We start from the raw sequence: 26,489 nt of genomic DNA on the forward strand, positions 1-26,489 counted from the left end.
ACAAAAAATGGTAACTACCTTATTGGTTGTTGTAATCGTTCTGGCCATTGCCTTCGATTATATAAACGGCTTTCACGATGCGGCAAACTCTATTGCAACTATTGTATCCACAAAAGTATTGTCGCCTTTTCAGGCCGTACTCTGGGCTGCAATTTTCAACTTTGCTGCCTATTTTTATTTTACAGACCATAAAGTGGCCAATACCATTGCCAAAACTGTAGTAGAGAACTTCATTACCCTGGAGGTAATCCTGGCCGGACTTTTAGCCGCCATTACCTGGAATCTTTTTACCTGGTGGTTTGGTATCCCTTCCAGTTCTTCACATACACTTATTGGTGGTTTTGCAGGTGCTGGCATGGCCAAAGCAGCTTCACTGGGTGTTGGGGTAATGTCGGCCATTAACCTGGCCCCGATATTAAAAGTAGTCGCTTTTATAGTACTGGCCCCGGTTATTGGTATGGTGATATCTGTGATCATTTCCATCATCATTTTACACATTTCAAAAAATGCAAGGCCTTCTGTGGCCGAAAAATGGTTTAAACGTTTACAGCTGATCTCTTCTGCTGCACTGAGCTTTACCCACGGTGGTAACGATGCCCAGAAGGTAATGGGGATCATTTATGTAGCGATGGTAGCGGGCAATGTATTGACTACAGGTGATCCAATGCCGGAATGGGTGCCGATCTCCTGTTATGCAGCGATTGCCCTGGGTACCATGAGCGGCGGCTGGAAAATTGTGAAAACAATGGGTTCAAAGATTACCAAGGTAAATGCCTTTGAGGGCGTTGCTGCTGAATCCGCAGGTGCGGTAACTTTAGGGATTACGGAGCATTTTGGTATCCCTGTTTCTACCACACATACCATTACCGGATCTATTGTTGGTGTCGGTTTGTTAAAAAGGGTATCTGCAGTGCGCTGGGGGGTTACAGTTAGTTTATTATGGGCATGGGTATTAACCATTCCGGTATCGGCTACACTGGCAGCCATTGTTTTCAGCATTATCCACCTGTTCTTTTAGAATGTGATCTGGAAGGTCATGCGGCTCCTGGATTTCTCTGGCACTTCCCATTTAGGCCCATTGAGGATCAGCCTGATGGCTTCTTCTTCATATTTTGCTGCTGCACCTTGAACTATTTTAATATCCGCAGGGCTTCCGTCTTTGGCGATCCGGAAACTGAGTTCAACTACCTGTCCGGTCTTTTTTTCATGGGCAAAACTGTTGTTTGTTTTGATGTAGGCAAAAAGTTTATCCCAGCCACCAACAGGGTTGGACACCATGACCACTGATTTGGGCAGGCTGCTTGTACCTCTGATCATGATGTTCTTATTGGTATTGACTCCCGCAATTCTCCCTGAAAGGGCCAGACTTAGCCCGGCGGAATCCTTTGCCGCAGCTCGTTCTTTCTTCGCCTTACCATAACCCACGATTACGGTTTCATTCAAGGTCGAATTTTCTGGTGCCAGGACAATGTTTACCGGCTGGTTTACTTTGGCCAATGCTTCCGTCCGCTTAAATCCAATATAATCTGCATGGATCAGCCCTGTTTTCACTGAGGTATCTGCATTGATCTTAAATTCTCCGTTTGCGTCTGTTACTGCAGTTAGATTTCCGCCTTCCACCCTTACCGAAACACCCGGAAGGGCTTTTCCATCGTCCATAGCAATTACCTTACCGCTCAATACATGGCCCGGAGCAAGGGAAACTGTTGAAATTGAGCCAACCAAATCGCTTCTTTTTTGCGTGCCATAGCCAACGATAACCACATCATTTAACTGCTGAGGGGCTGCGGCTGCGACAGTTGCCACAGAACGCGCTGCATCATAGTTTTCCGTTTTTGCCCTGGCGGCATAACTGTTCGTTTTAGCGGCTCTGATCGCTTTTTCCAGCTCATCCTTTTTTACCCGATCCCTGGTAACTGTGGCAGCCGGTGCTGTCGGTGCCGCTGCAACAACAGGGGCTGTCTCCCGGATACTATCCATAGGTGCAATGCTCACCTCTACTTTTTTGGCCCTGCCCGCAAGTTCTTTCTGGTGGTTATTTTCCCGCATCCAGAACATAATGCTTACAGCAATAAACAGCACCGCCGCAGCCGCCGCTATACTCAAACGCTGCCAGGTAATTACTGATGTTTTCTTTACTGTTTGCTGCTGGGCAATCCTTTCGTGCAATTGTTTCTGAAGCAGGGAAATAGATTGCAGGGAACGCTTTGGCGATTCACTTAAACCAGCAAGGGCTTCGGCCACAAAAGGATCATCAAGCGCTTCACGCTCTACCCTGTTCATGGTTTTAGCATCCAGTTTACCATCCAGGTAATCCTCTAAAATCCCTATATCTAACCAATCCTTATTCACCGCTGTTCTTTTCTATACAAATTTTAAGATTTCTTTTCCCATTCTGGATATAACTTTTCACTTTAAGCATATCATAACCGGTAATATCTGACACTTCCTTATAACATTTCTCCTGCAGATAAAACAAGTCTACACTTAAACGCTGTTCTTCAGGAAGTGTTTCCATACACTTTTCCATAACGGTAAGCTGCTGCTCTTTTGTATCATCCATATCAAGATGCACAAAATCTGTGTTTTCCACAAAAGTATCATCTATGGACAATGTGGTATGCTTTGATTGCTTGCGTAAGGCCATTAAACAATGGTTGCGGGTAAGTACATGCAACCAGCTTTTAAAATTCTGGACCTCATGGATTTTTAGCTTCAGTACCAGTTCTTCAAAAATCTGCATGACCGCATCCTTGCTTTGCTCCTCATCTTTCAGGTAGTTTAAACAGACCCCGAATACCAGGTGCATGTACCGGTTATAAAGTGTGCCCAGCGCATTCAGGTCGCTTTCGCTTTTATAGCGTGCGATTAAAGCAGCGTCGTCCTGCTCCTGTATCCGGGCGTTATTCTTTATAAACTTCAAGGGAGTATTTAAAACATAAGGTTTTATCAAAAATTCAGCAGTAATCCTGCTAAGGTTGTCCAAGTATAAAAATATTTTTTGACACTAGTATGGAAATTCTGCAAAGCTGACATCATAAACAAAAAACAAACGATTATGAAAAAGTTATGGCTACCTCTATTTCTGCTGATGGTAATGGGCTTCCACGAAAGCTTTGCAGCAGTAAAAACAATCACCGGAAAAGTAACCGACAAAGCCGATGGCAAAGGACTGCCCGGTGTTAGGGTAAGTGTGCCAGCAGGCAAAACCTATACCAGCACAGACAAAGATGGGCGATATTCCATTTCGGTAGCTACCGATACAGAAAGTTTACGTTTTTCTTTCATCGGTTATAAAACCCTTACCCTAAAAATTGGGAAGTCTTTCAGCCTGAACGTAGTGCTGGAGCAAAGCCAGCAAAGTTTGAATGAAATAGTGGTGATAGGCTATGGCGAGCAGAAAAAAAGCAAGCTCGTCAGCTCGGCTTCCGCTCCAATGGTTTTACGTGGCCGGGTTTCGGGGCTGATGGCACAGCAGGACCGGGATACAGAAAGCTATGCAGCCATTGCTGAAAATGGTTTCCAGAACCCCACCAAAAAGCCACTTTCTACTTTTTCCATTGATGTGGATGCGGCTTCCTACAGTAATGTCCGGAGGTTCATCAACAACGGGAGCCTGCCGCCTAAAGATGCGGTAAGGATTGAAGAAATGATCAATTATTTCGACTATGAATACCCTCAACCCAAGGGAAATGACCCCGTAAACATTGTAACAGAAATTGCGGACGCTCCATGGAATACAAACCACAAACTGGTACAGATTGGATTGCAGGGAAAGCAGATCTCGACAGCTAAACTTCCTGCATCCAATCTGGTGTTCCTTATTGATGTATCCGGTTCCATGAACCAGCCCAATAAATTACCGCTGCTGGTTGCCTCATTTAAATTACTGACCGACCAGCTGCGGTCGGAAGATAAAGTGGCGATTGTGGTCTATGCCGGAAGTTCGGGCCTGGTATTGCCTTCAACTCCGGGCAATGAAAAAACAAAAATCAAAGAAGCGCTCCACCAATTGAGCGCCGGAGGATCCACAGCGGGAGGCGCCGGCATCCGGCTGGCCTACCAGGTAGCTGCTGATCATTTCATCAAAGGCGGCAACAACAGGGTCATACTGGCTACAGATGGCGATTTTAATGTGGGCGCATCCAGTGATGCAGCTATGGAAAGCCTGATTGAAGAAAAACGCAGATCAGGAGTGTTCTTAACGGTGCTGGGCTATGGTATGGGGAATATCAAAGACAGTAAAATGGAAACGCTGGCCGATAAGGGCAACGGCAATTATGCTTATATAGACAACATCAGCGAAGCCAGGAAGGTATTGGTCAATGAGTTTGGAGGCACGCTGTTTACCATTGCCAAAGATGTGAAACTGCAGCTGGAATTTAACCCCGACAAGGTACAGGCCTATCGTCTGATTGGCTATGAAAACCGTTTGCTGCAGGACAGGGATTTCAATGACGATAAAAAAGATGCCGGTGAAATGGGCTCCGGACATACCGTAACGGCTTTATATGAGATCATACCTGCCGGCATTAAAAGTAGTTTCCTGGATACTGTAGACAAATTGAAATATCAGGCCAATAAAAGGCCGCTTAAAGGCAATGGCAGCAATGAAATGCTTACCGTAAAGCTGCGTTATAAAACCCCTGAGGGAAATTCCAGTAAACTGATCACCCAGGTGGTGATTGACCAGTCTGTTCCTTTTAGCCATACCGGTAACAACTTTAGGTTTGCAGCCGCTGTTGCAGAATTCGGGATGCTGCTGAGGCAATCGGACTTTAAACAGGGGGCTTCTTTTGAGCAGCTGATCGGCATTGCAGAAAACGCTAAAGGAAAAGATAAAGAAGGTTACCGTTCTGAATTTATCAAACTGGCCAAATCCACCAGATTAATGGCCGGAGATTTGCTATCTTCAGCCAAAAAATAACAGTGATGAACAAGAGCTTTCTTTATCTGGCCTTAGCAACAGGATTACTATCTACCCAACAGGCACAAAGCCAGATTAAAATCGGCAATATTTTAAAACAGGTGACCGGAAAAAACACCAGCAGCACCGCTGCCGCCGGCACCCCAAGTGTACTGGAAATTGGGATGGGTATTAAAGAAGCGCTGGAAATAGGCACCTCGCGCGGGGCCGACCTCCTTTCTGCAAAAGACGGCTTTCTGGGCAATATGGCGGTAAAGATCCTCTTTCCTCCGGAAGCCCAGAAAGTTGAAAAAACCTTACACGGCATTGGTATGGGTAAACTGGCAGACAATGTGATCGTAAGCCTGAACCGAGCCGCTGAAAGCGCAGCCAAAGAAGCCAAACCGATTTTTATTTCGGCGATCAAACAAATGACCATTACCGATGCGACCAATATATTACTGGGCAGCAAAGATGCGGCAACCAATTATTTTAAAAGAGTAACCACTGATCAGCTGATGGAGAAGTTTAAACCGGTCATTACCACCAACCTGGCCAAAGTAGGAGCTACCAAATACTGGGGCGATGCCGCGGGCCAGTACAATAAAATACCCCTGGTAAAACCGGTCAATACAGATCTTTCGGATTATGTAGCGCAGAAGGCCATAGAAGGGATGTTTATCCAGGTGGCCCAGGAAGAGCTCAAAATCAGGGATAATCTGGGTGCAAGGTCATCTTCCCTGCTTCAAAAAGTGTTTGGTTACGCCGATAAGAATAAATAGATAAAAAAGCATTACTTTTATACGGTAAATACTAACAACACAGAAGTATATTGGATTTTAAAGATTTTAATTTTAACCCTGAATTACTGGAAGGGTTACTAGCCATGGGGTTCCGCAAAGCAACTCCAGTCCAGCAGCAGGCAATTCCGCTTATTTTAAATAAGAAAGATTTAATTGCCTGTGCGCAAACAGGAACCGGAAAAACGGGAGCCTACCTTTTACCGATCATGAATATGATTGTGAAAACGGAAAACCGGCATAACAATACCCTGATCCTGGCGCCAACACGAGAGCTTGCCCAGCAAATAGATTTGCAGGTAGAAGCCCTTTCTTATTTTACAAACATCAGTTCCTTAACGGTTTACGGAGGAGGGGATGGTATTGCTTACGAACAGCAAAAAAGATCGATGCGTGAAGGGGTGGACATCATTATTGCCACACCGGGCCGTCTCATCTCTCACCTTTCATCGGGCGTTTTGAAGCTGGACCAGCTGCAGCACCTGGTACTGGATGAAGCAGACAGGATGCTGGACATGGGCTTTTACGATGACATTATGCGCATCGTGAGCTACCTGCCACAGGCCAGGCAAACGGTGATGTTTTCGGCAACTATGCCGCCAAAGATCAGAAAGCTGGCCTCCACCTTGCTGATCCATCCTGAACAGATCAGCCTTGCGATTTCCAAACCCGCTGAAGGGATATCCCAGCAGGTATACCTGGTCCATGATGAACAGAAAGTCCCTTTACTGAGCAGCCTCTTAAAAACGGATGTATATAAAAGCATTATTGTTTTTGCCTCTACAAAGGAAAAGGTAAAAAACCTGGGCAAAGTTTTCAGAAATCTGGGGCTTAAAGCCGAAGCCTTTCATTCCGATCTGGGACAAAGCGAAAGAGAAAGCATTTTACTGAAATTTAAAAACAAACAACTGCCCATACTGATCGGAACTGACGTTTTGAGCCGGGGTATTGATGTGGAAGGAATAGACCTGGTTGTCAATTTTGATGCCCCCCATGATGCGGAGGATTATGTGCATCGCATTGGGCGTACGGCCAGGGCAGCAAGTAAAGGTACCGCGATTACCCTGGTAAACAGCAGGGACAAGCGTAAACTGGTCAATATTGAAAAACTGATAGAAAAGGAGATTACCAGAATGCCTTTACCGGAACACCTTGGGGAAATACCAGAAGCAGCAGCAGATCGTCCTGCAAGGCCAAGACCCGCCGCGCAAAAAGCAGATTCTGCCAAGCCCAAACGTAAATTCTGGAAGAAAAAACCAAAAGCCAGTTCTCCCGAAGGCGGGGCATAAGCAGATCAAAGAAGGATTTTCTTTGCTACTTTTTTTAGTATCTTTACTTTTATGCAAAACCTCCCTCCTTTAGCAGAACGCATGCGTCCACAAAACCTGGACGAATATGTTGGACAGCAACATTTGGTAGGGCCGGATGCCGTATTGAGAAAGGCCATAAAAAGCGGTCAATTGCCCTCCATGATTTTCTGGGGGCCTCCGGGTGTGGGGAAAACAACCCTTGCCTATATCATTTCGCAAACACTGGACCGGCCATTTTTTAACCTGAGTGCCATCAATTCCGGTGTGAAGGACATCCGGGATGTCATAGACCGGGCTGCCCTGCTTAAAGACAGCCTGATGGGCCTTCCCATTCTTTTTATTGATGAGATCCACAGGTTCAGTAAATCACAACAGGACAGCCTGCTTGGAGCTGTAGAGCGTGGCCTGGTCACATTGATCGGGGCTACCACAGAAAACCCCTCTTTTGAAGTCATCTCCGCTTTGCTGTCCAGGTGCCAGGTCTATATTTTAAAAGGGCTGAACGAAGATGAGCTATCTGGCCTGCTGCAAACTGCAATTCGGCAGGACATCATCCTGAAAGAAAAGAAGATCACGATCAAGGAACACGAAGCCCTGATCCGCTTATCGGGTGGCGATGCCAGAAAGCTGCTCAATGTACTGGAGATTGCGGTTAATGGGATTGGTGGCAATAAAATTGTACTGAGCAATGAGAACGTTTTGGCGCATGCGCAGCAAAACCTGGCCTTGTACGACAAAGCCGGGGAACAGCATTATGACATCATATCGGCTTTTATCAAATCCATAAGGGGGAGCGATCCGAATGCAGCCGTTTACTGGCTGGCCAGAATGATAGAAGGCGGTGAAGATCCGCTTTTTATTGCACGCCGCCTATTGATTCTGGCCTCAGAAGACATTGGCAATGCCAACCCCAACGCGTTATTACTGGCAAACAATTGCTTCCAGGCCGTCAATGTGATCGGCTTTCCCGAATCGCGGATCATTCTTTCGCAGGCTGTTACCTATATGGCCTCCTCTGTGAAAAGTAATGCGGCTTATGAAGCGATCAACCAGGCACAGGCACTGGTTAAGCAAACCGGTAATTTGCCGGTACCCCTGCACATCCGCAATGCCCCTACCAAACTGATGAAGAATATCGGCTATGGGAAAGACTATAAGTATTCACATAGCTATGAGGGAAATTTTGAAGCGCAGGAGTATCTGCCGGAACAACTGAGCGGCACCAAATTGTACGATCCCGGAAAAAATCCGGCGGAAGACAAGCTCAGGGAACAATTGAGAAAAAACTGGAAGAACAAATACAATTACTGATATGCTGCGTACTTTTTTAGAACACCAGTGGAAAGCCTTCTGGCGCTCCCGCAACCATAAGGGCAGCCTGGCCACACAAATTGTACTTCTTTTTTTTATGCTTTATTTTCTGGCTGCAGCAATAGGCCTGGGTTTCGGAATGGGGCATTTCCTGTCCCAGCTTTTCCCTAAGCAGGACCTCATTAAAAGCTTTAACGGGATCATTTTATATTATTTTGCCCTGGACCTGCTCCTGCGCTTCCAGTTACAGGAACTGCCTACACTCAGCATCATCCCCTATCTTCACCTTAAAATTACCAAAAGCAATATCATTAGCTTCCTGAATATCAAAGCGCTGTTTTCGGCTTTTAATTTATGGCCCTTCCTGTTGTTTCTTCCTTTTTGCCTGACCAGAATAGTAGTTCAATATGGCGGCCTGGTAACCCTCCTGTATATTGTTGCGATACTTTCCATTACTTTTTTTAATAATTATTTTGTTTTATACCTCAAACGGAAATCCATTTCCAATATATTTTATACCGTTGCCGGATTGGCCCTTATTGCCGCCTTTGCGGTTTTAGAGTATTATAAAATCATTTCCATCATGAGCGGATCCAACGCTATTTTTCAGACCATTGCGCGTTTACCTGTTACCGGTCTTTTTTTTAGCGGTATGGCCATAGTGGTATTTAAAATAAACAGCGCTTACCTGCGCAGCAATTTATATGTAGAAGAACTGAGCACGGCCACTGAAAAAAAAGTAAGTACAGATTACCCTTTTTTAAACCGCTTTGGCAGGACAGGCGAGCTTGCAGCTCTGGAACTGAAATTAATTCTGCGCCATAAGCGTTCCAGGGTTTCTTTCTTTATGGGCTTCCTTTTCCTGTTTTATGGGTTTATTTTTTACAAGGAAAACGTGATTGCAGCGGATGCCTTCGGGCAGATGATGTTTGGTGCTATATTTATGACGGGCATTTCTATCCTGATGTACGGACAGTTTATGTTTGCCTGGCAAAGCGCCCATTTTGATGGTTTGCTGAGCAACAAGATCAATTTTAAAGACTTTATAAAAGCCAAATTCTTACTTTTCACCATAGGCTGCACCCTGATTACGCTGCTGGCCAGCTTTTACGGTTTGCTGAGCCCCAAACTCCTCTTGCTGCACGTCACCGCTTACCTGTACAATGTAGGTTTTGGAACCGTTGTGGTGCTTTACCTGGCCAATTTCAATTATAAAAGAATAGACATTAACAAAAGTGCCACCTTTAATTACCAGGGCATCAGTGCCACCCAATGGCTGCTGATGTTTCCTTATGCCTTAACCCCGATTTTGATCTACCTGCCCTTTGGCCTTCTTGACAGACCTTATTCAGGCCTGATCACTGTGTCTGTATTTGGCCTGGCCATGATTTTAATGCGTGGTTACTGGATCAATTTCATCACCAAAAAATTTAAACAGCAACGCTACAAAATAGCCGAAGGATTTAGAGCATAATTATGATTTTAGCAATAAAAGATTTAAAAAAGGTTTATGACGGGGTACCTGTACTGGACATTGCGCAGCTACAGGTCGGACAGGGGGAAACCATTGGCCTGGTAGGAAACAATGGTGCCGGTAAAACTACCCTGTTCCGCATGATCCTGGACCTGATCCGCCCAAGTGCGGGTACTGTTTTATCAAACGGGGAAAATGTAATGCAAAGTGATACCTGGAAAAATTATACCGCTTCTTATTTAGATGAAGGTTTCCTGATCGATTACCTGACGCCTGAAGAATACTTCCTGTTTATTGGCAGCCTGAACAATCAGACTGCGGCGCATGTAAAGGACTACCTGACCCGTTATGAAGAATTTTTTAACGGCGAGATCCTGAACAAGGGAAAATACATCCGGGATTTCTCTAAAGGTAACCAGAACAAAGTGGGGATTGCTGCGGCGCTGATGCAAAACCCGGAACTGCTGGTTCTGGATGAACCTTTTGCCAACCTGGATCCCACCACCCAGATCCGGCTTAAAACGCTCATCAGATCGTTTAAACGACAAGGAAACATGAGCACCCTGATTTCCAGCCATGATTTAAACCATGTAACCGATGTCTGCGACAGGATCATTCTTTTGGAAAAAGGTATGATCATTAAAGACATCCATACAGATGAAAACACCCTGAAAGCACTGGAGGAATACTTTTCGGAATAATGGATTGTATAGAATTATAGTCACCACCTGGCATGGCGCTGCCTGCATTGCCTGAACCATCCTATTTTGTATGCAATTTAAGGACATCATCAACCTAAAATGAGGAAACATAAAAACTTGGCATTAGGTTTGATTTGTTTTCGATCTAAACAAATGATAACATTATGATGACTTCGAAATTTAAAATAGCAACATTCAGTATAGCATTAGCCCTTGGTGCCATGGCATTTCAAGGTTGCGATAGTTTAACAAAAACACAGAAAGGAGCAGGAATTGGTGCTGCTGCCGGTGGTGTAATTGGTGCAATCATTGGTAAAAAAGCAGGCAATACTGCTGTAGGTGCTATTATTGGTGCCGCTGTTGGTGGTACAGCAGGAGGATTTATCGGTAAGAGAATGGATAAACAAGCTGCTGAAATACAAAATGCCATCCCTAATGCAGAAGTAATCCGTGAGGGTGAAGGTATCATTGTTAAGTTTGACAGCGGAATTCTTTTCGGTTTTGATAAAGCAGATTTAACCGCACAGGCAAAAACAAATATCAAATCTTTAGCGGGTTCCATCAATCAATATCCCGGAACAGATATTAAAGTAATCGGACATACCGACAATAAAGGTACCGAAACTTATAACATGGGCTTATCGGAAAGAAGAGCTGCAGCAGTTAAAGCTTATGCAGTTTCACAAGGAGTTCCGTCATCCCGCCTGATCACGATAGGAAAAGGTTTTTCTGAGCCAATTGAAGACAATGCAACTGAAACAGGAAGAGCTGCAAACCGCAGGGTTGAAGTGGTGATCGTTGCCAACGACCAGTTGAAAAAAGAGGCTCAGCAACAAGGAAAATAATTCAGCACATTTACATCCACCTATAAAAACAAAAACCCGTTGTATACTATACTTCGGGTTTTTTATTTTTATACGTTTTTATGGTTTCACATCATTAATCTCCGTAGATATCTTCAAAGTAGTGTATGGCCAGGGATTTGAGCAGCAGTTCCTGCTCCATCATTGCAAAAGACGGAACCGGCTTAACCAGTTTCCAATGCGGCCAGCCATCCTGGTCCAGGCCTTCCAGCTCATAAAATCCCATCTCACTCAGCAAGCGACAGGTAGCAATATGCATCAGCTCTTCTTTTTGGCGTTTGCTGTATTTCCCCGGGCCTTTACCCAGCTCCTGTACACCGATCAAAAACAGGACTACTTTTAAATCCGGGATATCTGAATCAAATTCTCCGGCTATTTTATGTTGCAAAATTTTCCATTTTGCATGTGTTTCTGCAGGCTTCATGTACAAAGATACAATTTAGCCTACAGCTTTGTGATAATAAATGGGGGGCATCCGGATCCTTATTCTTAATTTTATGGCCATGGAAAAAGCAATTGTAACAGGCTTACTCGCCTTTGGTATGTCGGGTAAAGTATTTCATGCACCATTTATTGATGCCCATCCCGGGTTTAAATTTCATGCGGTACTGGAACGCAACGAGAAAAAAGCTGCGGCAGCATATCCCGGTGTGAAAAGCTATGCTACTTTTGAAGCGCTCATCGATGATCCTGAAATTGAACTGGTGATTGTAAACACCCCTAATTTTACACATGCTGATTATACACGTAGGTCGCTGCTGGCCGGAAAACATGTGCTGGTTGAAAAACCTTTCACCGCAACTTCGGCAGAAGCAAAGGAGCTGTTTGAGCTGGCCAGAAGTTTAAGTAAAAAGATCTTTATCTACCACAACAGAAGATGGGACAGTGATTGTAAGGCTATTCAAAAAGTAGTCGAAAGTGGGCAACTGGGCCAGATCAATGAAGTCCATTACAGATATGACCGTTATAGAAAAGCCATCGGGCCTAAAATATTTAAAGAAGAACCTCATCCGGCAAGCGGACTATTGTATGATCTGGGGCCTCACCTGCTTGATCAGGCCATCAGTTTATTTGGAAAACCCAGCTCCTTTTATAAAGTCCTTGGGAAACACCGTCCGGACACCAAAGTTGACGACTACTTTATGATCCATTTAGCCTATCCTGATGACCTCAATGTATTCCTTACATCCAGCCTGTTGGTTGCCGATCCTCAAAAAGCATTTGTACTGCATGGATCTGCTGGCTCATTTGTAAAAGGCCGTTCAGATGTACAGGAAGAACAGTTGCTAAAGGGAATGAAATTAGACAACCCGGCATACGGCATAGAAGCCTCCGAAAGCAAAGGCCGCCTGACCACTATGGATGAGCAGGGAAACCCTCATCATCGTTTAGTTGATTCTGAGCACGGGAATTACATCGGCCTGTTTGAAGCCGTATACCAGTCTGTAGTAAATAACGCCGTATATCCTGTTACCGAAGATCAGGTCCTGGCGCAGCTGGAAATACTGGAAGCCTAAATCTCCTTACAGGCCATAGCAGGAAAATGTGCTACAGACTGCCCAGCAGCGCAACCGTAAATTCTGTTGGGATCTCGATGTGCGGAATATGACCAGAACCGTCAAATTCGATAATTTTTGCCCCTGGTATTTTAGCCGCGGTTTGTTTGCCTAAAAACCTGTACTGACCATATAAAGCCTGCTGATCGGGACTAAGCAGGCCTTTGCCCACGATGGTCTTATCTTCTTTACCAATAAATAAAACCGTTGGTACCCTTACGTTGATAAACTCGTAAAATACAGGTTGCTCATAAATCATGGTATAGGTCATGGCGGCAACTTTTGCCCAGCGCGGAAAATCAGCACTGTTGGTAACGCCTCCTGCTATACGGACCAGCTCTTCATATTCGGGTTTCCACAAGGTGAAATAAGAGCTCTGATAATATTTACGGACACTTTCGGAAGTAGCCTTCAACTCGGTAGCGTATTGCTGTTCTGTTGTAATGTAAGGAACAAAACGGCGGTAATCTTCCAGGCCTATCGGATTCTCCAGCAATAATTTTTCTGTCTGGTCCGGGTACATCAGGGCAAAGCGCGTGGCCAGCATCCCGCCCATAGAATGTCCTAAAATACTTGCCTTCTGGATCCCAAGCGCGTCAAGCAAGGCCTTGTTCCAGGCCGCCATCTGGTGGAAACTGTAATGGATGAAAGGCTTGGACGACTTGCCAAAACCAATCTGATCAGGAACCAGGACCCTGAAGCCCCTGCTGGTTAATGATTTGATCACCCCGGTCCAGTAATAGCCGCCAAAATTTTTACCGTGAAAAAGCACCACGGTACGACCGTTAGCCAGCTGGGCAGGGGCAACATCCATATAAGCCATCCTTACATCCTGTCCTTCAACTGTTATTGGAAAATATTTTACAGGATAGGCGTATTTAACGTTTTCTAAAGTAATGGAAAGTGTATCTGCTTTTTGTGCCAAAGTAGTAAAGGCAGTATAACAAAGCAGGAAAACAGGTAGTGCTATTTTTTTTAACATAGGTTTTTTTAGGAAAGAATAATAAAAATCATCGAATTTCTAAACTTAAGCATTATTTATAAAACCACCTTAGCCCTGTAAAAAAAATACCGTCTAACCGCTGTATACTTACATCGTTTAGACGGTAGGGTTAAAAAATGTAATGTTTACAATAATGGAACACTGATCCCGAAGGTAATATTGCGTCCCGGGTTATAAATATTTGCCAGCTTGTACCTGCTCAAATGATTGTAATAAGTTTTATTCAACAGGTTTTGTCCGATTATCCATAAGTTAAGCCTGCCTTTAGCGGTCCTGACGCCGGTACCGATACCAGCATCAAGCAAAGTATAACCATTGGTCTGGGTTTCAAAACTGTCAAAACGTGCCTGTTTAAAGGTGTTGCTTACCCCAACTTTAATATAGCTGTCGGCAAGACCTTTGATATTCGGTTCAAAACGCATTTCATTATTGATACTGGCTGCGGGAATAAAAGGCAACGCGGCATCCGTAGCCCGGTTAATTCCCCTGGTATAAGAAAAGGAATTTTCGAAGTGCAAGGATTTTATCAGGTGAAAATCTACGGAAGCCTCTCCACCCAGCAGATCCGCGTTGGTTTGTACATAACGGTAAACCGGCAGGATTTCTGTACTGCCGTCTTCATTATCGAAAGGGATGGTTTCATTGTTAAAATTTCCCGGATAGATATAATTAAAGATGCGGTTGGCATAAGCATTTAACCCAAAGGTTACACTTTCTGCTGTGTACTCCAAGCCCAGGTCAAACTGCAGGCTCGTTTCCTGCTTTAACTTGCTGTTGCCGATTTCATACCTGAAAGTGCCTTCATGCCGGCCATTAGCGCCAAGCTCGGCGATATTGGGCGCCCTGAAACCAGATCCTGCATTTCCTTTAAGTACCAGGTTCCTGGCAATTTCAAAGGCAAAGCCCAGGGAACCGGATACATTGGAAAATTCATTATCAAATGCAGTAAAAACGGTTGTTCCCCCGGTGTTAAGATCTTTCCCGTTTACCTTTTTATAATCATAACGCGCACCAATGTTAAAGGCACCTTTTTCAAAATTCCGCTTCAGGTATACAAAGGCGCCTACATTATTGCTGTTATAATCCGGGATCAGGAATTCTTCGCCCTTGTTCACATTGTCCTGGTACATCCCCTGAATACCAAATGCAGGCTCCCATTTTCCCAGGTTGGGAAAGTAATATTTCACATCGTAGGTATAGGATTTAAGGTCCAGGTTCAGCCCTGGCTCCTGCACACTTTCTTCAAACTCTTTCCTCAGGTTGTTCTGAAAAGCAAATACTGTTTTCAGCTGTCCTTTTCCTAAAATAAAATTGCTGTTCAGCGCAGCACGGTAATGGTTGATGTCCTGGTAAGGCAAACCCAGTCTCCGCGCTTTTGCGGTTGAATTTGAAATGACAGCGCCTTCTTCATTTAAATAGTTCCCATCTTCATCCGGCCCGTTTTCGACGAGTCCGATATTGGTATGAAAACGGGAGAAAGTTAAGTGAGAATAACCCCAGCTTTTATTTAAGCCCAGCATCCCGTTAAAATTGAGCTCATTAAATCCAGAATTGGGCACTGTTTTGTCCTTATAACCAAAGCCATAAGCATTTTTGTAGGAGGCACGTCCACGATATACCCATCCGTTCTCATTGCCCTGCAGCATCAGAGAAGAAGCCGTAAGTCCATTGTTGCTGCTGTAGGCCGAACTGAACTCCGCATTGTGCACACCAGGCGCAGGCACCAGGTCATCGATGACATTGATCACCCCTCCTAAGGCATCCGAGCCATATAATAAACTCGCAGGCCCCTTCAAGATCTCAATCCTCGCAGCCGAAAACTGGTCTACCTCAATACCATGCTCATCGCCCCATTGCTGGGCTTCTTCTCTTGCGCCATCAACCATGGTCAATACCCGGTTGTAACCCAATCCGCGTATAATGGGCTTAGAGATTGCCCCGCCCGTGCTTACCTGCGAAACCCCTGGTATTTTAGCGATCGCATCCACCAGGTTAGTTCCTCCTGCCTGTGCCAGTTTGTTTTTACCTACAGTAACTACCGATAAGCTGTTGGTCTTATTGTTGGAGCTGAAGGGTGATCCGGTGATTACGACCTCTGCACTTTCAATGATAGAGGGCGACAAAAGGATGGTCAGGTTGCCCTGGCTGGCCAGGTCAATCACTGCGGAATGGGTTTTATAACCTACAAACCGAACTTCCAGTAAAAACCTGCCTTTGGCAGGGACATTCCTGAATACAAATTCACCCTGGGCATCGGTAGTAGTAGAAGCCTTCAGGTCAGTAATATAAACACTTGCACCAACCAGCGGTGACTGGTCTGAGGCATCGAGGACCCTGCCCTTAAACTGGGCAAGTCCGGCCGTAAATCCCCTGGCGGGAATAAATAAGTATAACAATATAAATAGTGAAAAATATATGCGCTTCATCAAAATAATTTTTTAATCGCTATGAACACCACAATGCAGTATCCTGAACAGATCGGCTGCTATGGTGATCATTTGAAAATGATTCATAATTGCAGCAGGCATAAAATACCTGTGCTTCAAAATAATTGGGTTCATTAACAAGCGAAAGCCTGTTTCAGTGGATTTAAATTAGCTCAACGGTGGCCCCCTGAGCGCCAGTCCAACCAGTTTGGTATAAAAGCCACTGGCTGTTGCGTAGTACCGGATTACCGTTCTGTTTTCCAGGTATACCTGGAAATGCTGAATGCTGGTTGTATAGTTTTTCTCGAAATGAGCGGCACACACCAGACACTGTTCGGTATGACTGCCTACATGCAGTTGATGTGTACAGGATTTTTCATGGACAACACATTCCCGTTCCTCATGCTGATGGTTATGAAAGACACTAAAAGGCGTAATTGCAATGGCAAAAACCCATAACAACAGGATCGAGCATACCCGATGGATATATAAGTGCTTTTTTCTCAAGTCAAACAAAACTACTGAATTCTGAAGATAAACCGGCAATATCATTTCGACCACAGCGCAGCAATCTTAAAATTACAAACGGATGATGAAACCTGGTCATGTTTTAGGCTTTATGGTAAACTAAGCATGCGGCATATACGTTTATGAAGATAAAAGACAATGGCAACAGCTCAACAAATCAAAAATGCCTATATAGATTTTGTGCTCATTCATGATGAACAGCCAAAATCGGTATACAGCTTTGTTAAAAAGCTCAAAATTTCAGAGGCCGACTTTTACCAGTTTTATGCTTCATTTGATAGTATTGAAAAATTAGTCTGGGCAGAATTAACTGTTGAAACCATCAGTACCATTCAGGAACAGGAAGTCTGGCCTCAATATTCATCCCGGGAGCGTATCCTCGCTTTTTTTTACAGTTATATAGAGGTACTTAGAAAGCAGCGTAGTTTTATCTTATATACATTGAAAAAGCAAAAGGGCAGGTTGGCGATGCCCGCCGTCCTTTCAGGAGTAAAACCCATATTTGAGAACTTTGCAGAAGAAACCATAAATGAGGGCATTGACAGTGGGGAACTGGCAGACCGGAAATTCTTCAGCAAGCGGTATAAAGATGCCTTATGGATGCAGTTCCGTTTCCTCATCGATTTCTGGCTGAATGACGACAGTGCCGGCTTTGAACAGACTGATGAGGCCATAGAAAGGGGGATCAATGTTTCTTTCGACCTTTTCCAGCATTCACCTCTTGACAATCTGCTGGATTACGGGAAGTTTCTTTCCAGGAATGGGCAGTTTAAGCAAAAAATGGGCCTCTAAAAAAGATGAAAGAACAAAACAGTATCCCGGTTACCAAAACAGAACGGTCTGCAAAATTTGTGAAAACAGGGATCCAGATTGGCGGAAATTACATCAAGCACTATTCAAAAAAGCTTTTCAACCCCCAGCTGAGCAGGGATGAACTGAATGAAGACAATGCAACTGATATTTATAAGTCATTAAGTGAACTGAAAGGTAGTGCGCTGAAGATTGCCCAGATGCTGAGCATGGATAAAAATATCCTGCCCAGGTCTTATGTAGACAAGTTTACGCAATCCCAATACAATGCACCACCACTATCGGGCCCGCTGATTGTGCGTACCTTCAGCAAGATCTTAGGGAAAACGCCGGCCCAGATCTATGATAAATTTAACCTGCAGGCTGCCAATGCCGCCTCTATCGGGCAGGTGCACCAGGCAGAACTGGACGGCAAACTACTCGCGGTGAAAATCCAGTATCCGGGCGTGGGTGACAGCATTTCCTCCGACCTGAAAATGGTAAAACCTTTTGCCTTCAGGCTATTGGGCATGAACGAGCGGGAACTGAGCATTTACATCCGGGAAGTAGAAGAACGTTTGCTTGAAGAAACCGATTACGAACTGGAAGTAAAAAGGTCCATTTCCTTTTCTGAGGCCTGCGGCCATCTTAGAAACGTAGTCTTCCCTAAATATTACCCGGAGCTTTCTGGTAAGCGGATCATTACCATGGACTGGATGTCGGGCTTACACCTGAAAGAATTCTTAAAAACAAAGCCGTCCCAGGAGCTGCGGGATAAAATAGGACAGGCTTTATGGGACTTTTATAATTTTCAGCAGCATGAGCTCAGGGCTGTACATGCAGACCCCCATCCCGGCAATTTCATGATTACCCCCGATGAGCGCCTGGGGGTAATAGACTTTGGCTGCATCAAAGAACTACCGGACGATTTTTATATCCCCTTTTTCTCGCTGATCACTACAGATGTCATGCAGGATAAAATAAAAACAATCGCGGCCTTTCGCCAGCTGGAGATGATCCATAAAGAGGACAGCCCTGCACAGGTTGAATTCTACTATAAAGCCTATCGCGAAATGATCGGGCTTTTTGCCATGCCCTATACCAGCAAATCTTTTGATTTTAGCCAGCCGGAATTTTTCCGGCAGTTGTACAGCTACGGAGACAAAATTGCCAAAATGCCGGAATTTAAACAGGCAAGGGGGGTTAAACATTTTATTTATGTTAACCGCACCAATTTTGGACTGTATACCATTTTGCACGAACTGGAGGCAAAGGTTAATACGGAAACCTACCTGCCTCATTTAGGCTGATGTGATTTTTCTAACCGCTTTCCATTCCAAAACGAGAGCAAAAAAGGCCATAAAATATTATTGTTTAAAAAAATCAAATAATAAATAAACAAATCAATCTACTTAATATATTTGTAGGCAATAAAATCGCCCAGGCTTTGAAAAAAAACTCAGCAACCTATAAAAATATCTTAGTAATTGAAGACAATCATGCCATACTTGACGTGATCACTTTAATTCTGCAAAGCGAATCCTATAAAGTAAACGGGCTAAATAAAAGTGCTGATATGATGCTCCATATAGCGCAATTCCGGCCCGATCTGATCATTTTGGACATCATGCTGCCTGATGGGGATGGAAGAACGCTGTTGAAAGACATCAGAACCAATGCGGCAACTGCGCATATCCCCGTATTGATGATTTCAGCAAAGTATACTGCCCAGAACATTCAACATGGCGAGTATAAGCCCAACGGCTTTTTACCAAAGCCATTTGATATCGATGACCTGCTGGACAGGATCGAAGGCATACTTGCCGGAAAAACCTATTAAAGGGAAAATAATTTCTTAAATTAGCTGGAAAGCATGCGATATGACCGCAAACGAAGAATTGATCCGTCACTTTTATACCAGCTTTCAACAGCAGGATGTCAAGGCGATGCAGGACTGTTATGCGGCAGAGGCAACATTTAGTGATCCTGTATTCAGCCATTTAAATGGCGGGGAGCTCAGGGCTATGTGGGCTATGCTGATCAGGAACGGAAAGGACATGCGTCTGGAGTTTAAAAACATCAAAGGCAAGGAAAATGGGGCAACAGCAGAATGGGATGCCTGGTACACCTTCTCCGCAACAGGCAACAAGGTACATAACCGCATAAAGGCTTCCTTCCTGATCGAAAACGGGAAAATCATAGAGCATACTGACCAATTCAGCTTTTACCGCTGGGCAAGACAGGCGCTTGGCCTTACAGGCATGTTACTGGGCTGGACAGCCTTTCTCAAAAGTAAGATCAGTAGTACTGCCCGGAAAAATCTGCTGGCTTTTATGACCAGAAAAGCCTAATTGGTTTTCAGCAGTTCACTAATTGCTTCGGCAGATAGTTTTTGTTGCAGTCCGCTTTGCATGTCTTTTAAGGTCAGTAAACCGGTCTGCATTTCGTCGCTTCCTATCAATATCACATAGGGGATGTGTTTGTCATCGGCATAACCCATCTGTTTTTTAAGCTTCGCTGAGGAAGGATAGAGTTCTGCCGCAATGCCAGACCTGCGCAATTGCTGCAATACCGGCAGGGCGTACCTTTCGGCTTCCTGATCAAAATTACTGATCAGCACCTTGGTACCGGCCGCTGCTGATTCGGGAAAAAGATCCAGTTCCTGTAACACATCATAGATTCTGTCTGCACCAAAAGAGATGCCCACCCCGGTTAAGCCTTTTAAGCCAAACATTCCGGTTAAATCATCATAGCGCCCACCACCGCCTATGCTGCCCATGGCCACCTGGTTGGTCTTTACTTCAAAAATACAGCCGGTATAGTAGTTTAACCCTCGTGCCAGTGTGATGTCCAGTTCTACATCGGGGTGTACAGCAGGGTCAGTAGCCAGCATCCCCTTCACATAAGCAAAAACACTTTCAATCTCCGCAACACCTGTAAGACCTGTCGGCGAAGTTGACAATACTGTTTTTAAGCTTTCCAGTTTTTCGGTATTGCTGCCTTCCAGTAAAATAACCGGTTTCAGCTTTTGGATATCTGCTGCTGTAAAACCACGCTCCAGCAGCTCTTTGATGACACCATCCAGCCCTATTTTATCCAGTTTATCTATGGCTACTGTCATGTCAATGATCAGTTCCGGCTTGCCTACCACTTCAGCAATTCCAGCTAATATTTTGCGGTTATTGATTTTTATGGTGAAATCTGTTAAGCCCAGGTTGGCCAGTGCTTGCTGGTAAATCAGGATAAACTCTGCTTCGTTTAATAAACTGTCAGAACCCACCACATCTGCATCGCATTGATAAAATTCCCTGTAACGTCCCTTTTGCGGTCTGTCGGCACGCCATACCGGCTGTACCTGGAAACGTTTAAAAGGAAGGGAGATGTCATTCTGGTGCATCACCACATAACGTGCAAAAGGTACAGTCAGGTCATACCGCAAAGCCTTTTCACTAATGCTTGGGATCAGCGCATTGGAGTTCAGGGCCGAAAGATGGGCAGCATTCGCTTTAGAAAGATAATCACCAGAGTTTAAGATCTTGAAAATCAGTTTATCCCCTTCATCACCGTATTTGCCGGTTAATGTGCTCAGGTTCTCCATACTTGGCGTTTGTATTTCTGCGTAACCATATTTTTTGAAGACCGTTTTAATGGTATCAAAAATATAATTGCGTTTCACCATTTCCAGGGGAGAAAAATCACGGGTTCCTTTTGCTAAAGCGGGTTTGATAGTCGACATGGCGCAAAAGTACAAAAACTAACAGGCATAAAAAAAGGTTGTCTGCTTTATGGGCAAACAACCTGCTCTGTTATTTTATCGGGGCCTTAAACCAATAATCTTATCGGCTCTTCCAGCAACCCTTTAAGGGTTTGCAGGAACGCGGCACCCGTAGCGCCATCCACCACCCGGTGATCGCAGCCTAAGCTCAGTTTCATGACGTTACCCGGTACAACTGCTCCGTTTTTAACCACAGGAACTTGTTGTATCGCACCTACAGATAGAATTGCACCATCTGGCGAGTTGATGATTGACGTAAATTCATCAATACCAAACATACCCAGATTAGACACTGTAAAGGTAGAGCCTTCCCAATCCGATGGTTGTAATTTTTTAGCTTTTGCTTTCTGGCCATAGGCTTTAACCTCAGCAGAGATGTGAGATAAAGATTTGCCATCAGCAAAACGAACCACAGGAACCAGTAAACCGTCTTCTACTGCCATGGCTACACCGATGTTCGTATGCTCATTGAAGCGGATTTTATCCCCACCCCATGAAGAATTAACAGCAGGATGTTGTTTTAATGCAACTGCAACTGCTTTGATTACAATATCATTGAAAGAAATCTTTACCGGAGCAACAGCATTGATTGCCGTACGCGCGGTTATCGCATTGTCCATATCTATACTGATGTTCAAGTAAAAATGTGGTGCGGTGAACAGGCTTTCTGCCAGGCGCTTGGCAATCACCTTACGCATTTGCGAAACTGGTTTCTCTGTGTATTTCTCTTCTCCAATATATTGAGGGATAACTGCAGCAGCTTGTTCTGCAGCCGGAGCCGATGAAGATGCTGCTTTTGCAGGCGCCTCAGCCGGCTTGAAGTTCTCAATGTCTTTTTTAATGATCCGGCCGCCGTCTGCACTGCCTGCAACCTGGGCAAGATCGATCCCTTTATCTTTTGCAATCCGTTTAGCCAATGGCGACGCTTTTACACGGTCGCCCGTTCCGGCAGCAGCAACAGGAGCTTCTTCTTTTACCTCAGCGGTTTTTTCTGCAACAGGCGCATCCGATTTTGCATCAGCAGCAGGTTTAGCCGGTGCATCGCCCTGGTTCAGGATACCACTGATGTCAGTACCTTCAGGACCAACAATCGCGATGATTCCATTTACCTTAGCCGCCTGCCCTTTTTCCACACCAATGTGCAGCAAAGTTCCGGTGGCATATCCCATCACTTCCATGGTAGCCTTATCGGTCTCCACGTCGGCAAGAATATCATCGTCTTTAACCTGATCCCCTACTTTTTTATGCCATTCAGCTATTACGCCTTCGGTCATGGTATCGCTTAGTAAGGGCATACGAATCACCGTAACACCTTTGGCAGCAAGCTCGGCCTCAGATAAACCTCCTTTTGCTTCCGCAGCAGCAGGTGCTTCTATTTTCTCTTCAGCAGGGACAGCAGCAGCTTCAGCAGGTTTACTTTCGGCAGCAGGCGCGGCAGCGCCTTCTTCTGCGGCCAAAGCAGCTTTATAATCTTCCCCTTCTTTACCAACTACAGCAATGATCGCATCCACAGGAACAGCCTTTCCTTCTTCTACACCAATGTATAAAATGGTACCATCCCAATATGATTCTAAATCCATGGTCGCCTTATCGGTTTCCACTTCGGCCATTACATCGCCGCTTTTAACTTTATCGCCAACTTTTTTATGCCACTTCGCCATCACCCCTTCGGTCATGGTATCGCTCATTTTGGGCATTCTAACTATTTCAGCCATGCTATAATATCTATTGAAATGCGTTCTTAATTAATCTTTTACGTATGGGTAATCCTGTTGCACATAAACATCAGTATACAGCTCTGATGCATCTGGCCAAGGAGACTCTTCAGCAAATTTCACAGACTGGTCAACAATTTGCTTTACCTTATTTTCAACTTCCTCAATCCAGGCCTGGTCAGCATACTTTTCTTTCAGTATAACTTCTCTCACCGTCTCAATAGGATCTTTAGCCTTATACTCTTCCAGTTCGTCTTTGGTACGGTATTTGGCCGGATCAGACATAGAATGACCACGGTATCTGTACGTTCTCATTTCCAGGAAGGTCGGGCCTTCGCCAGCTCTTGCACGCTGAATGGCTTCATCCATTGCATTATGAACTGCAACCGGATCCATACCATCAACCGGTGCACATGGCATATCAAAACCTAAACCTATTTTGTAAATATCAGTCATGTTTGTGGTACGCTCCACAGAAGTTCCCATTGCGTAAAAATTGTTCTCGCAAACAAATACTACCGGGAGTTTCCAAAGCATGGCCATATTGAACGCTTCATTTAAAGCACCCTGCCGAACTGCCCCGTCGCCCATATAGCAAACGTTTACATTATCCGTGCCTTTGTATTTTTCAGCAAATGCAATACCTGCACCCAATGGAATTTGTCCGCCAACAATGGCATGCCCGCCATAAAAATGATGTTCTTTGCTAAACATGTGCATAGAGCCCCCTTTACCTTTAGAGACGCCCGTAGCTTTACCATACATTTCTGCCATAATACTATCTGCACTTACGCCCAGGGCCAGTGCATGTGCATGGTCACGGTAAGTAGTGATCATGGAGTCTCCTTGCTGCATTGCAGAAATAGCCCCGGCTACTACCGCTTCCTGACCGATGTATAAATGACAAAAACCACGGATTTTTTGTTGTCCATAAAGTTGACCGGTTTTTTCTTCGAACTTGCGCATCAGCAACATCGACTCAAACCACTTCAGATAGGTATCTTTATTTATTTCTACTGCACTCATTTGGGTATTGATTTTTTTACGAGAGCAAATCTACTTTTTTATTGCAATATATCGAAGTAAATGATGTAAAATGCACACTAAGCGAACAGAATTTACAGCGCCCGACAATCCAGCTAACCCGGTCAATATTAGCACTTATGCACATCTTAGCAAATATAAAGCAAACATATTGACCATAAACCATCATAAGTTGCAGCTAAATCCTAAGTCGCCGAAACTTATATGGTACAAAAAAAAAGAACACTTTGCCAAAAATGTTGATAACTTTTGTGATTATATATATTACATTTGGATAACATTTGTAAAATACCTAGTTTTGACATCCTAACAATAAGCCCTAGTGGTGTACGTTTAAGTGTAAGTGAATCATACCCAAACTTAACAGTATAACATGATAAAAAAGTTTCTGTTTTCTTCCCTCATTGGTTTATGCAGTTTTACCGCATTAAACGCACAAACAAAAACAAAAGAGACCAATAAATTAGCAGATCCTGACAATTTAGCTTCCCAATATTTTTCACAGGTTATGGGTGTTGCGGTAGATGCAACCTCAAATGTGAAGCTGTACAAATTCATCTACGAATGGATTGGCACACCTTACAGATTTGGTGGAAATACGCAAAAAGGAATTGATTGTTCAGCATTCACCAAAGCCATTTACGATAAAGTTTTCAACACAACCATACTCCGCAATTCGAGGGATATCTTTAGCATGGTCGACCCATTGCCAAAAGATGAACTGAAAGAAGGAGACCTGGTTTTCTTTAAGATAAAAAGCAGAAGCATCACCCATATCGGAATTTATCTTGGCGACAACCGCTTTGCCCATGCTTCATCTAGCAGGGGTGTGGTCATCAGCAATTTAAATGAGCCCTATTACTCCAGGTATTTTTACAAGGGCGGCCGGATATTAGATGAGGTAAAGGAAGACCTGATCCAGGAATAGCCATATCGTTGCTGTTTGCAGGCGCTCATGATGGTTTTATAAAATGAAATGAAATTTCCAGTAATCAGTTTGCTAACTATTGGCATTGCTGTGGCTTATTTAAGCTGTGCAAGCAGCACCTCAAGCGCCCCGCTTCCTCAGATTGAGCCAGACACTCCTATAATTGCCAAAAAAGACACCATTTCCATTGTTGCGGTTGGCGATATCATGATTGGCTCCGCCTACCCCGACAGATCCAATTTACCGCCAGATGATGCAATAGACAGCTTTAAAGCAGTAGACAGTCTCTTGCAGGGGGATATTGTTTTTGGCAACCTCGAAGGCTGCCTGCTCAACAATGGCAAATCGACCAAATGCAAAGATCCCAACAGCAACAGTTGCTTTGCATTCAGGATGCCTGAACGCTATGCGGGTATCATTAAAAAGGCTGGGTTCAACTTGCTGAGCATCGCGAACAATCATGTCGGGGATTTTGGGTTAAAAGGCCGCAGGCGTACCACAGAAATTCTCGATTCGCTGAACATCCATTATGCCGGCTTACAATCCCATCCTTCAAGCCTGTTCGAAAAAGACAGTGTGAAATATGCCTTCTGCGCTTTTGCACCAAATGAAAATACCCTTTCTATTAACCAGACCGATAGTGCGAAGCAGCTGGTAGCCCGCTTAAAAGAACAGGCCGACATTGTCATCGTTTCCTTTCATGGTGGCGCAGAAGGTGCCCGCTTTGAACATGTACCCAGAAAGAAGGAAATATTTTACCAGGAGAACAGGGGCGACGTTTACGCATTTGCCCATGCCGTAATTGATGCCGGTGCCGATGTGGTACTGGGCCATGGCCCACATGTTACCCGGGCAGTAGAAGTATATAAGCAAAAGTTTATTGCTTACAGCCTGGGCAATTTTTGCACCTATGGCATGTTCAGTCTTAAAGGCCCCAATGGCTTTGCGCCCCTGCTGCAACTTAAGATCAACGCCAGGGGAGAATTCTTATTTGCCGACATCGTATCTGTAAAACAGGATAAGATCAGTCGCCTGACACTCGATCCAGCGGACAATGCGTTCAAAAAACTGAGGTTCTTAACAAATGCAGACTTCCCGGAACACAACCTGGTCTTTTCCGGAAGGGGGCATATTGAACAAAAGAAAAATTAGGCTTCGTCCTTGGTGTTCTTCACCAAACCGATTCCTGAGACAAAGAATATCACCCCTATCACCGCAGCCACGGCCAATTCCCGGCTCTGCAGGCTATGTTGTATAAACCCGTACCCGGCATAAATAAGACCAATTATACCCAGAATTGTCAGGATGGTTCCAAAAGTCCTTTTAACGTTCATAATGTTACATTTAGTTTCAAGAGAGG

General features: G+C 44.5%; 25 protein-coding genes. 15 read left to right on the forward strand and 10 right to left on the reverse strand.

Annotated elements, in window-relative coordinates:
• Positions 1-7 precede the first annotated feature (7 nt).
• A complete protein-coding gene (locus tag R2Q85_RS03510) occupies positions 8-1,018 on the forward strand; it encodes an inorganic phosphate transporter (protein ID WP_316810366.1) in 1,011 nt (336 codons plus the stop codon).
• Here R2Q85_RS03510 and R2Q85_RS03515 read toward each other — a convergent pair.
• A complete protein-coding gene (locus R2Q85_RS03515) occupies positions 1,015-2,352 on the reverse strand; it encodes a carboxypeptidase-like regulatory domain-containing protein (protein ID WP_316810367.1) in 1,338 nt (445 codons plus the stop codon). The genes R2Q85_RS03510 and R2Q85_RS03515 overlap by 4 nt on opposite strands.
• Positions 2,345-2,923, reverse strand: a complete 579-nt coding sequence (locus R2Q85_RS03520) for a sigma-70 family RNA polymerase sigma factor (RefSeq protein WP_316810368.1) — start codon at positions 2,921-2,923, stop codon at positions 2,345-2,347. The genes R2Q85_RS03515 and R2Q85_RS03520 overlap by 8 nt, the downstream gene beginning before the upstream one ends.
• Before the next feature lie 135 nt (positions 2,924-3,058).
• Here R2Q85_RS03520 and R2Q85_RS03525 point away from each other — a divergent pair, with 135 nt between their 5' ends.
• From R2Q85_RS03525 to R2Q85_RS03555, 7 genes are all read left to right on the forward strand, one after another.
• Entirely contained in the window at positions 3,059-4,927 is a 1,869-nt protein-coding gene (locus R2Q85_RS03525; RefSeq protein ID WP_316810369.1) for a vWA domain-containing protein, read from the forward strand.
• A 5-nt stretch (positions 4,928-4,932) separates the two neighbouring features.
• On the forward strand, positions 4,933-5,688 hold the full coding sequence (locus R2Q85_RS03530; RefSeq protein WP_316810370.1) for a DUF4197 domain-containing protein: 756 nt from the start codon (positions 4,933-4,935) through the stop codon (positions 5,686-5,688).
• A gap of 50 nt (positions 5,689-5,738) precedes the next feature.
• Positions 5,739-6,995, forward strand: a complete 1,257-nt coding sequence (locus tag R2Q85_RS03535) for a DEAD/DEAH box helicase (protein WP_316810371.1) — start codon at positions 5,739-5,741, stop codon at positions 6,993-6,995.
• Positions 6,996-7,046: 51 nt separating this feature from the next.
• Positions 7,047-8,327 (forward strand): replication-associated recombination protein A, encoded by a 1,281-nt coding sequence (locus R2Q85_RS03540; RefSeq protein ID WP_316810372.1) that lies wholly within the window; start codon positions 7,047-7,049, stop codon positions 8,325-8,327.
• Between the two features lies 1 nt (position 8,328).
• Positions 8,329-9,801 carry a DUF5687 family protein gene (locus tag R2Q85_RS03545; protein WP_316810373.1) on the forward strand — a complete coding sequence of 491 codons (1,473 nt, stop codon included), beginning with the start codon at positions 8,329-8,331 and terminating at the stop codon, positions 9,799-9,801.
• 2 nt (positions 9,802-9,803) lie between these two features.
• Positions 9,804-10,502, forward strand: coding sequence for an ABC transporter ATP-binding protein (locus R2Q85_RS03550; RefSeq protein ID WP_316810374.1), 699 nt, complete (start codon positions 9,804-9,806; stop codon positions 10,500-10,502).
• A 164-nt stretch (positions 10,503-10,666) separates the two neighbouring features.
• Complete coding sequence (locus R2Q85_RS03555; protein WP_316810375.1) at positions 10,667-11,347, forward strand: OmpA family protein; 681 nt, start codon at positions 10,667-10,669, stop codon at positions 11,345-11,347.
• Positions 11,348-11,441: 94 nt separating this feature from the next.
• On the opposite strand, the gene R2Q85_RS03560 is transcribed toward R2Q85_RS03555, so the two are convergent.
• On the reverse strand, positions 11,442-11,789 hold the full coding sequence (locus tag R2Q85_RS03560; protein ID WP_316810376.1) for a hypothetical protein: 348 nt from the start codon (positions 11,787-11,789) through the stop codon (positions 11,442-11,444).
• A gap of 79 nt (positions 11,790-11,868) precedes the next feature.
• Here R2Q85_RS03560 and R2Q85_RS03565 point away from each other — a divergent pair, with 79 nt between their 5' ends.
• Positions 11,869-12,882: a Gfo/Idh/MocA family oxidoreductase gene (locus R2Q85_RS03565; RefSeq protein ID WP_316810377.1), complete on the forward strand. Its 1,014-nt coding sequence runs from the start codon at positions 11,869-11,871 to the stop codon at positions 12,880-12,882.
• Positions 12,883-12,913: 31 nt separating this feature from the next.
• On the opposite strand, the gene R2Q85_RS03570 is transcribed toward R2Q85_RS03565, so the two are convergent.
• The 3 genes from R2Q85_RS03570 to R2Q85_RS03580 form a co-directional block, all read right to left on the reverse strand.
• Positions 12,914-13,903, reverse strand: coding sequence for an alpha/beta hydrolase (locus R2Q85_RS03570; protein ID WP_316810378.1), 990 nt, complete (start codon positions 13,901-13,903; stop codon positions 12,914-12,916).
• A gap of 146 nt (positions 13,904-14,049) precedes the next feature.
• A complete protein-coding gene (locus R2Q85_RS03575) occupies positions 14,050-16,350 on the reverse strand; it encodes a TonB-dependent receptor (RefSeq protein ID WP_316810379.1) in 2,301 nt (766 codons plus the stop codon).
• A gap of 168 nt (positions 16,351-16,518) precedes the next feature.
• Positions 16,519-16,911: a hypothetical protein gene (locus R2Q85_RS03580; protein WP_316810380.1), complete on the reverse strand. Its 393-nt coding sequence runs from the start codon at positions 16,909-16,911 to the stop codon at positions 16,519-16,521.
• 105 nt (positions 16,912-17,016) lie between these two features.
• Here R2Q85_RS03580 and R2Q85_RS03585 point away from each other — a divergent pair, with 105 nt between their 5' ends.
• From R2Q85_RS03585 to R2Q85_RS03600, 4 genes are all read left to right on the forward strand, one after another.
• The gene (locus tag R2Q85_RS03585; protein ID WP_316810381.1) at positions 17,017-17,670 is read left to right on the forward strand and encodes a TetR family transcriptional regulator C-terminal domain-containing protein; all 654 of its coding nucleotides are present in this window, start codon (positions 17,017-17,019) and stop codon (positions 17,668-17,670) included.
• Between the two features lie 5 nt (positions 17,671-17,675).
• Entirely contained in the window at positions 17,676-18,977 is a 1,302-nt protein-coding gene (locus R2Q85_RS03590; protein WP_316810382.1) for an ABC1 kinase family protein, read from the forward strand.
• A 137-nt stretch (positions 18,978-19,114) separates the two neighbouring features.
• Positions 19,115-19,507: a response regulator transcription factor gene (locus R2Q85_RS03595; protein WP_316810383.1), complete on the forward strand. Its 393-nt coding sequence runs from the start codon at positions 19,115-19,117 to the stop codon at positions 19,505-19,507.
• Between the two features lie 40 nt (positions 19,508-19,547).
• Positions 19,548-20,018 (forward strand): nuclear transport factor 2 family protein, encoded by a 471-nt coding sequence (locus R2Q85_RS03600; protein ID WP_316810384.1) that lies wholly within the window; start codon positions 19,548-19,550, stop codon positions 20,016-20,018.
• Here the strand turns inward: R2Q85_RS03600 and hisS are convergent.
• The 3 genes from hisS to pdhA form a co-directional block, all read right to left on the reverse strand.
• Entirely contained in the window at positions 20,015-21,403 is a 1,389-nt protein-coding gene (gene hisS / locus R2Q85_RS03605; RefSeq protein ID WP_316810385.1) for a histidine--tRNA ligase, read from the reverse strand. The two genes, R2Q85_RS03600 and hisS, sit on opposite strands and share 4 nt — an antisense overlap.
• An 86-nt stretch (positions 21,404-21,489) precedes the next feature.
• Positions 21,490-23,157 (reverse strand): 2-oxo acid dehydrogenase subunit E2, encoded by a 1,668-nt coding sequence (locus tag R2Q85_RS03610; RefSeq protein WP_316810386.1) that lies wholly within the window; start codon positions 23,155-23,157, stop codon positions 21,490-21,492.
• Positions 23,158-23,187: 30 nt separating this feature from the next.
• Positions 23,188-24,183, reverse strand: coding sequence for a pyruvate dehydrogenase (acetyl-transferring) E1 component subunit alpha (pdhA, locus tag R2Q85_RS03615; protein ID WP_316810387.1), 996 nt, complete (start codon positions 24,181-24,183; stop codon positions 23,188-23,190).
• A gap of 391 nt (positions 24,184-24,574) precedes the next feature.
• Between pdhA and R2Q85_RS03620 the strand changes: the two genes are divergently transcribed.
• Complete coding sequence (locus R2Q85_RS03620) at positions 24,575-25,129, forward strand: C40 family peptidase (protein WP_316810388.1); 555 nt, start codon at positions 24,575-24,577, stop codon at positions 25,127-25,129.
• 48 nt (positions 25,130-25,177) lie between these two features.
• Positions 25,178-26,281 (forward strand): CapA family protein, encoded by a 1,104-nt coding sequence (locus R2Q85_RS03625; RefSeq protein ID WP_316810389.1) that lies wholly within the window; start codon positions 25,178-25,180, stop codon positions 26,279-26,281.
• On the opposite strand, the gene R2Q85_RS03630 is transcribed toward R2Q85_RS03625, so the two are convergent.
• Positions 26,278-26,463 (reverse strand): hypothetical protein, encoded by a 186-nt coding sequence (locus R2Q85_RS03630; RefSeq protein ID WP_316810390.1) that lies wholly within the window; start codon positions 26,461-26,463, stop codon positions 26,278-26,280. The two genes, R2Q85_RS03625 and R2Q85_RS03630, sit on opposite strands and share 4 nt — an antisense overlap.
• Positions 26,464-26,489: the final 26 nt, after the last annotated feature.

Origin of the sequence: Pedobacter heparinus (genome assembly GCF_032678725.1) — a bacterium.
In the GTDB taxonomy this organism is placed as follows: Bacteria; Bacteroidota; Bacteroidia; order Sphingobacteriales; family Sphingobacteriaceae; genus Pedobacter; species Pedobacter heparinus_A.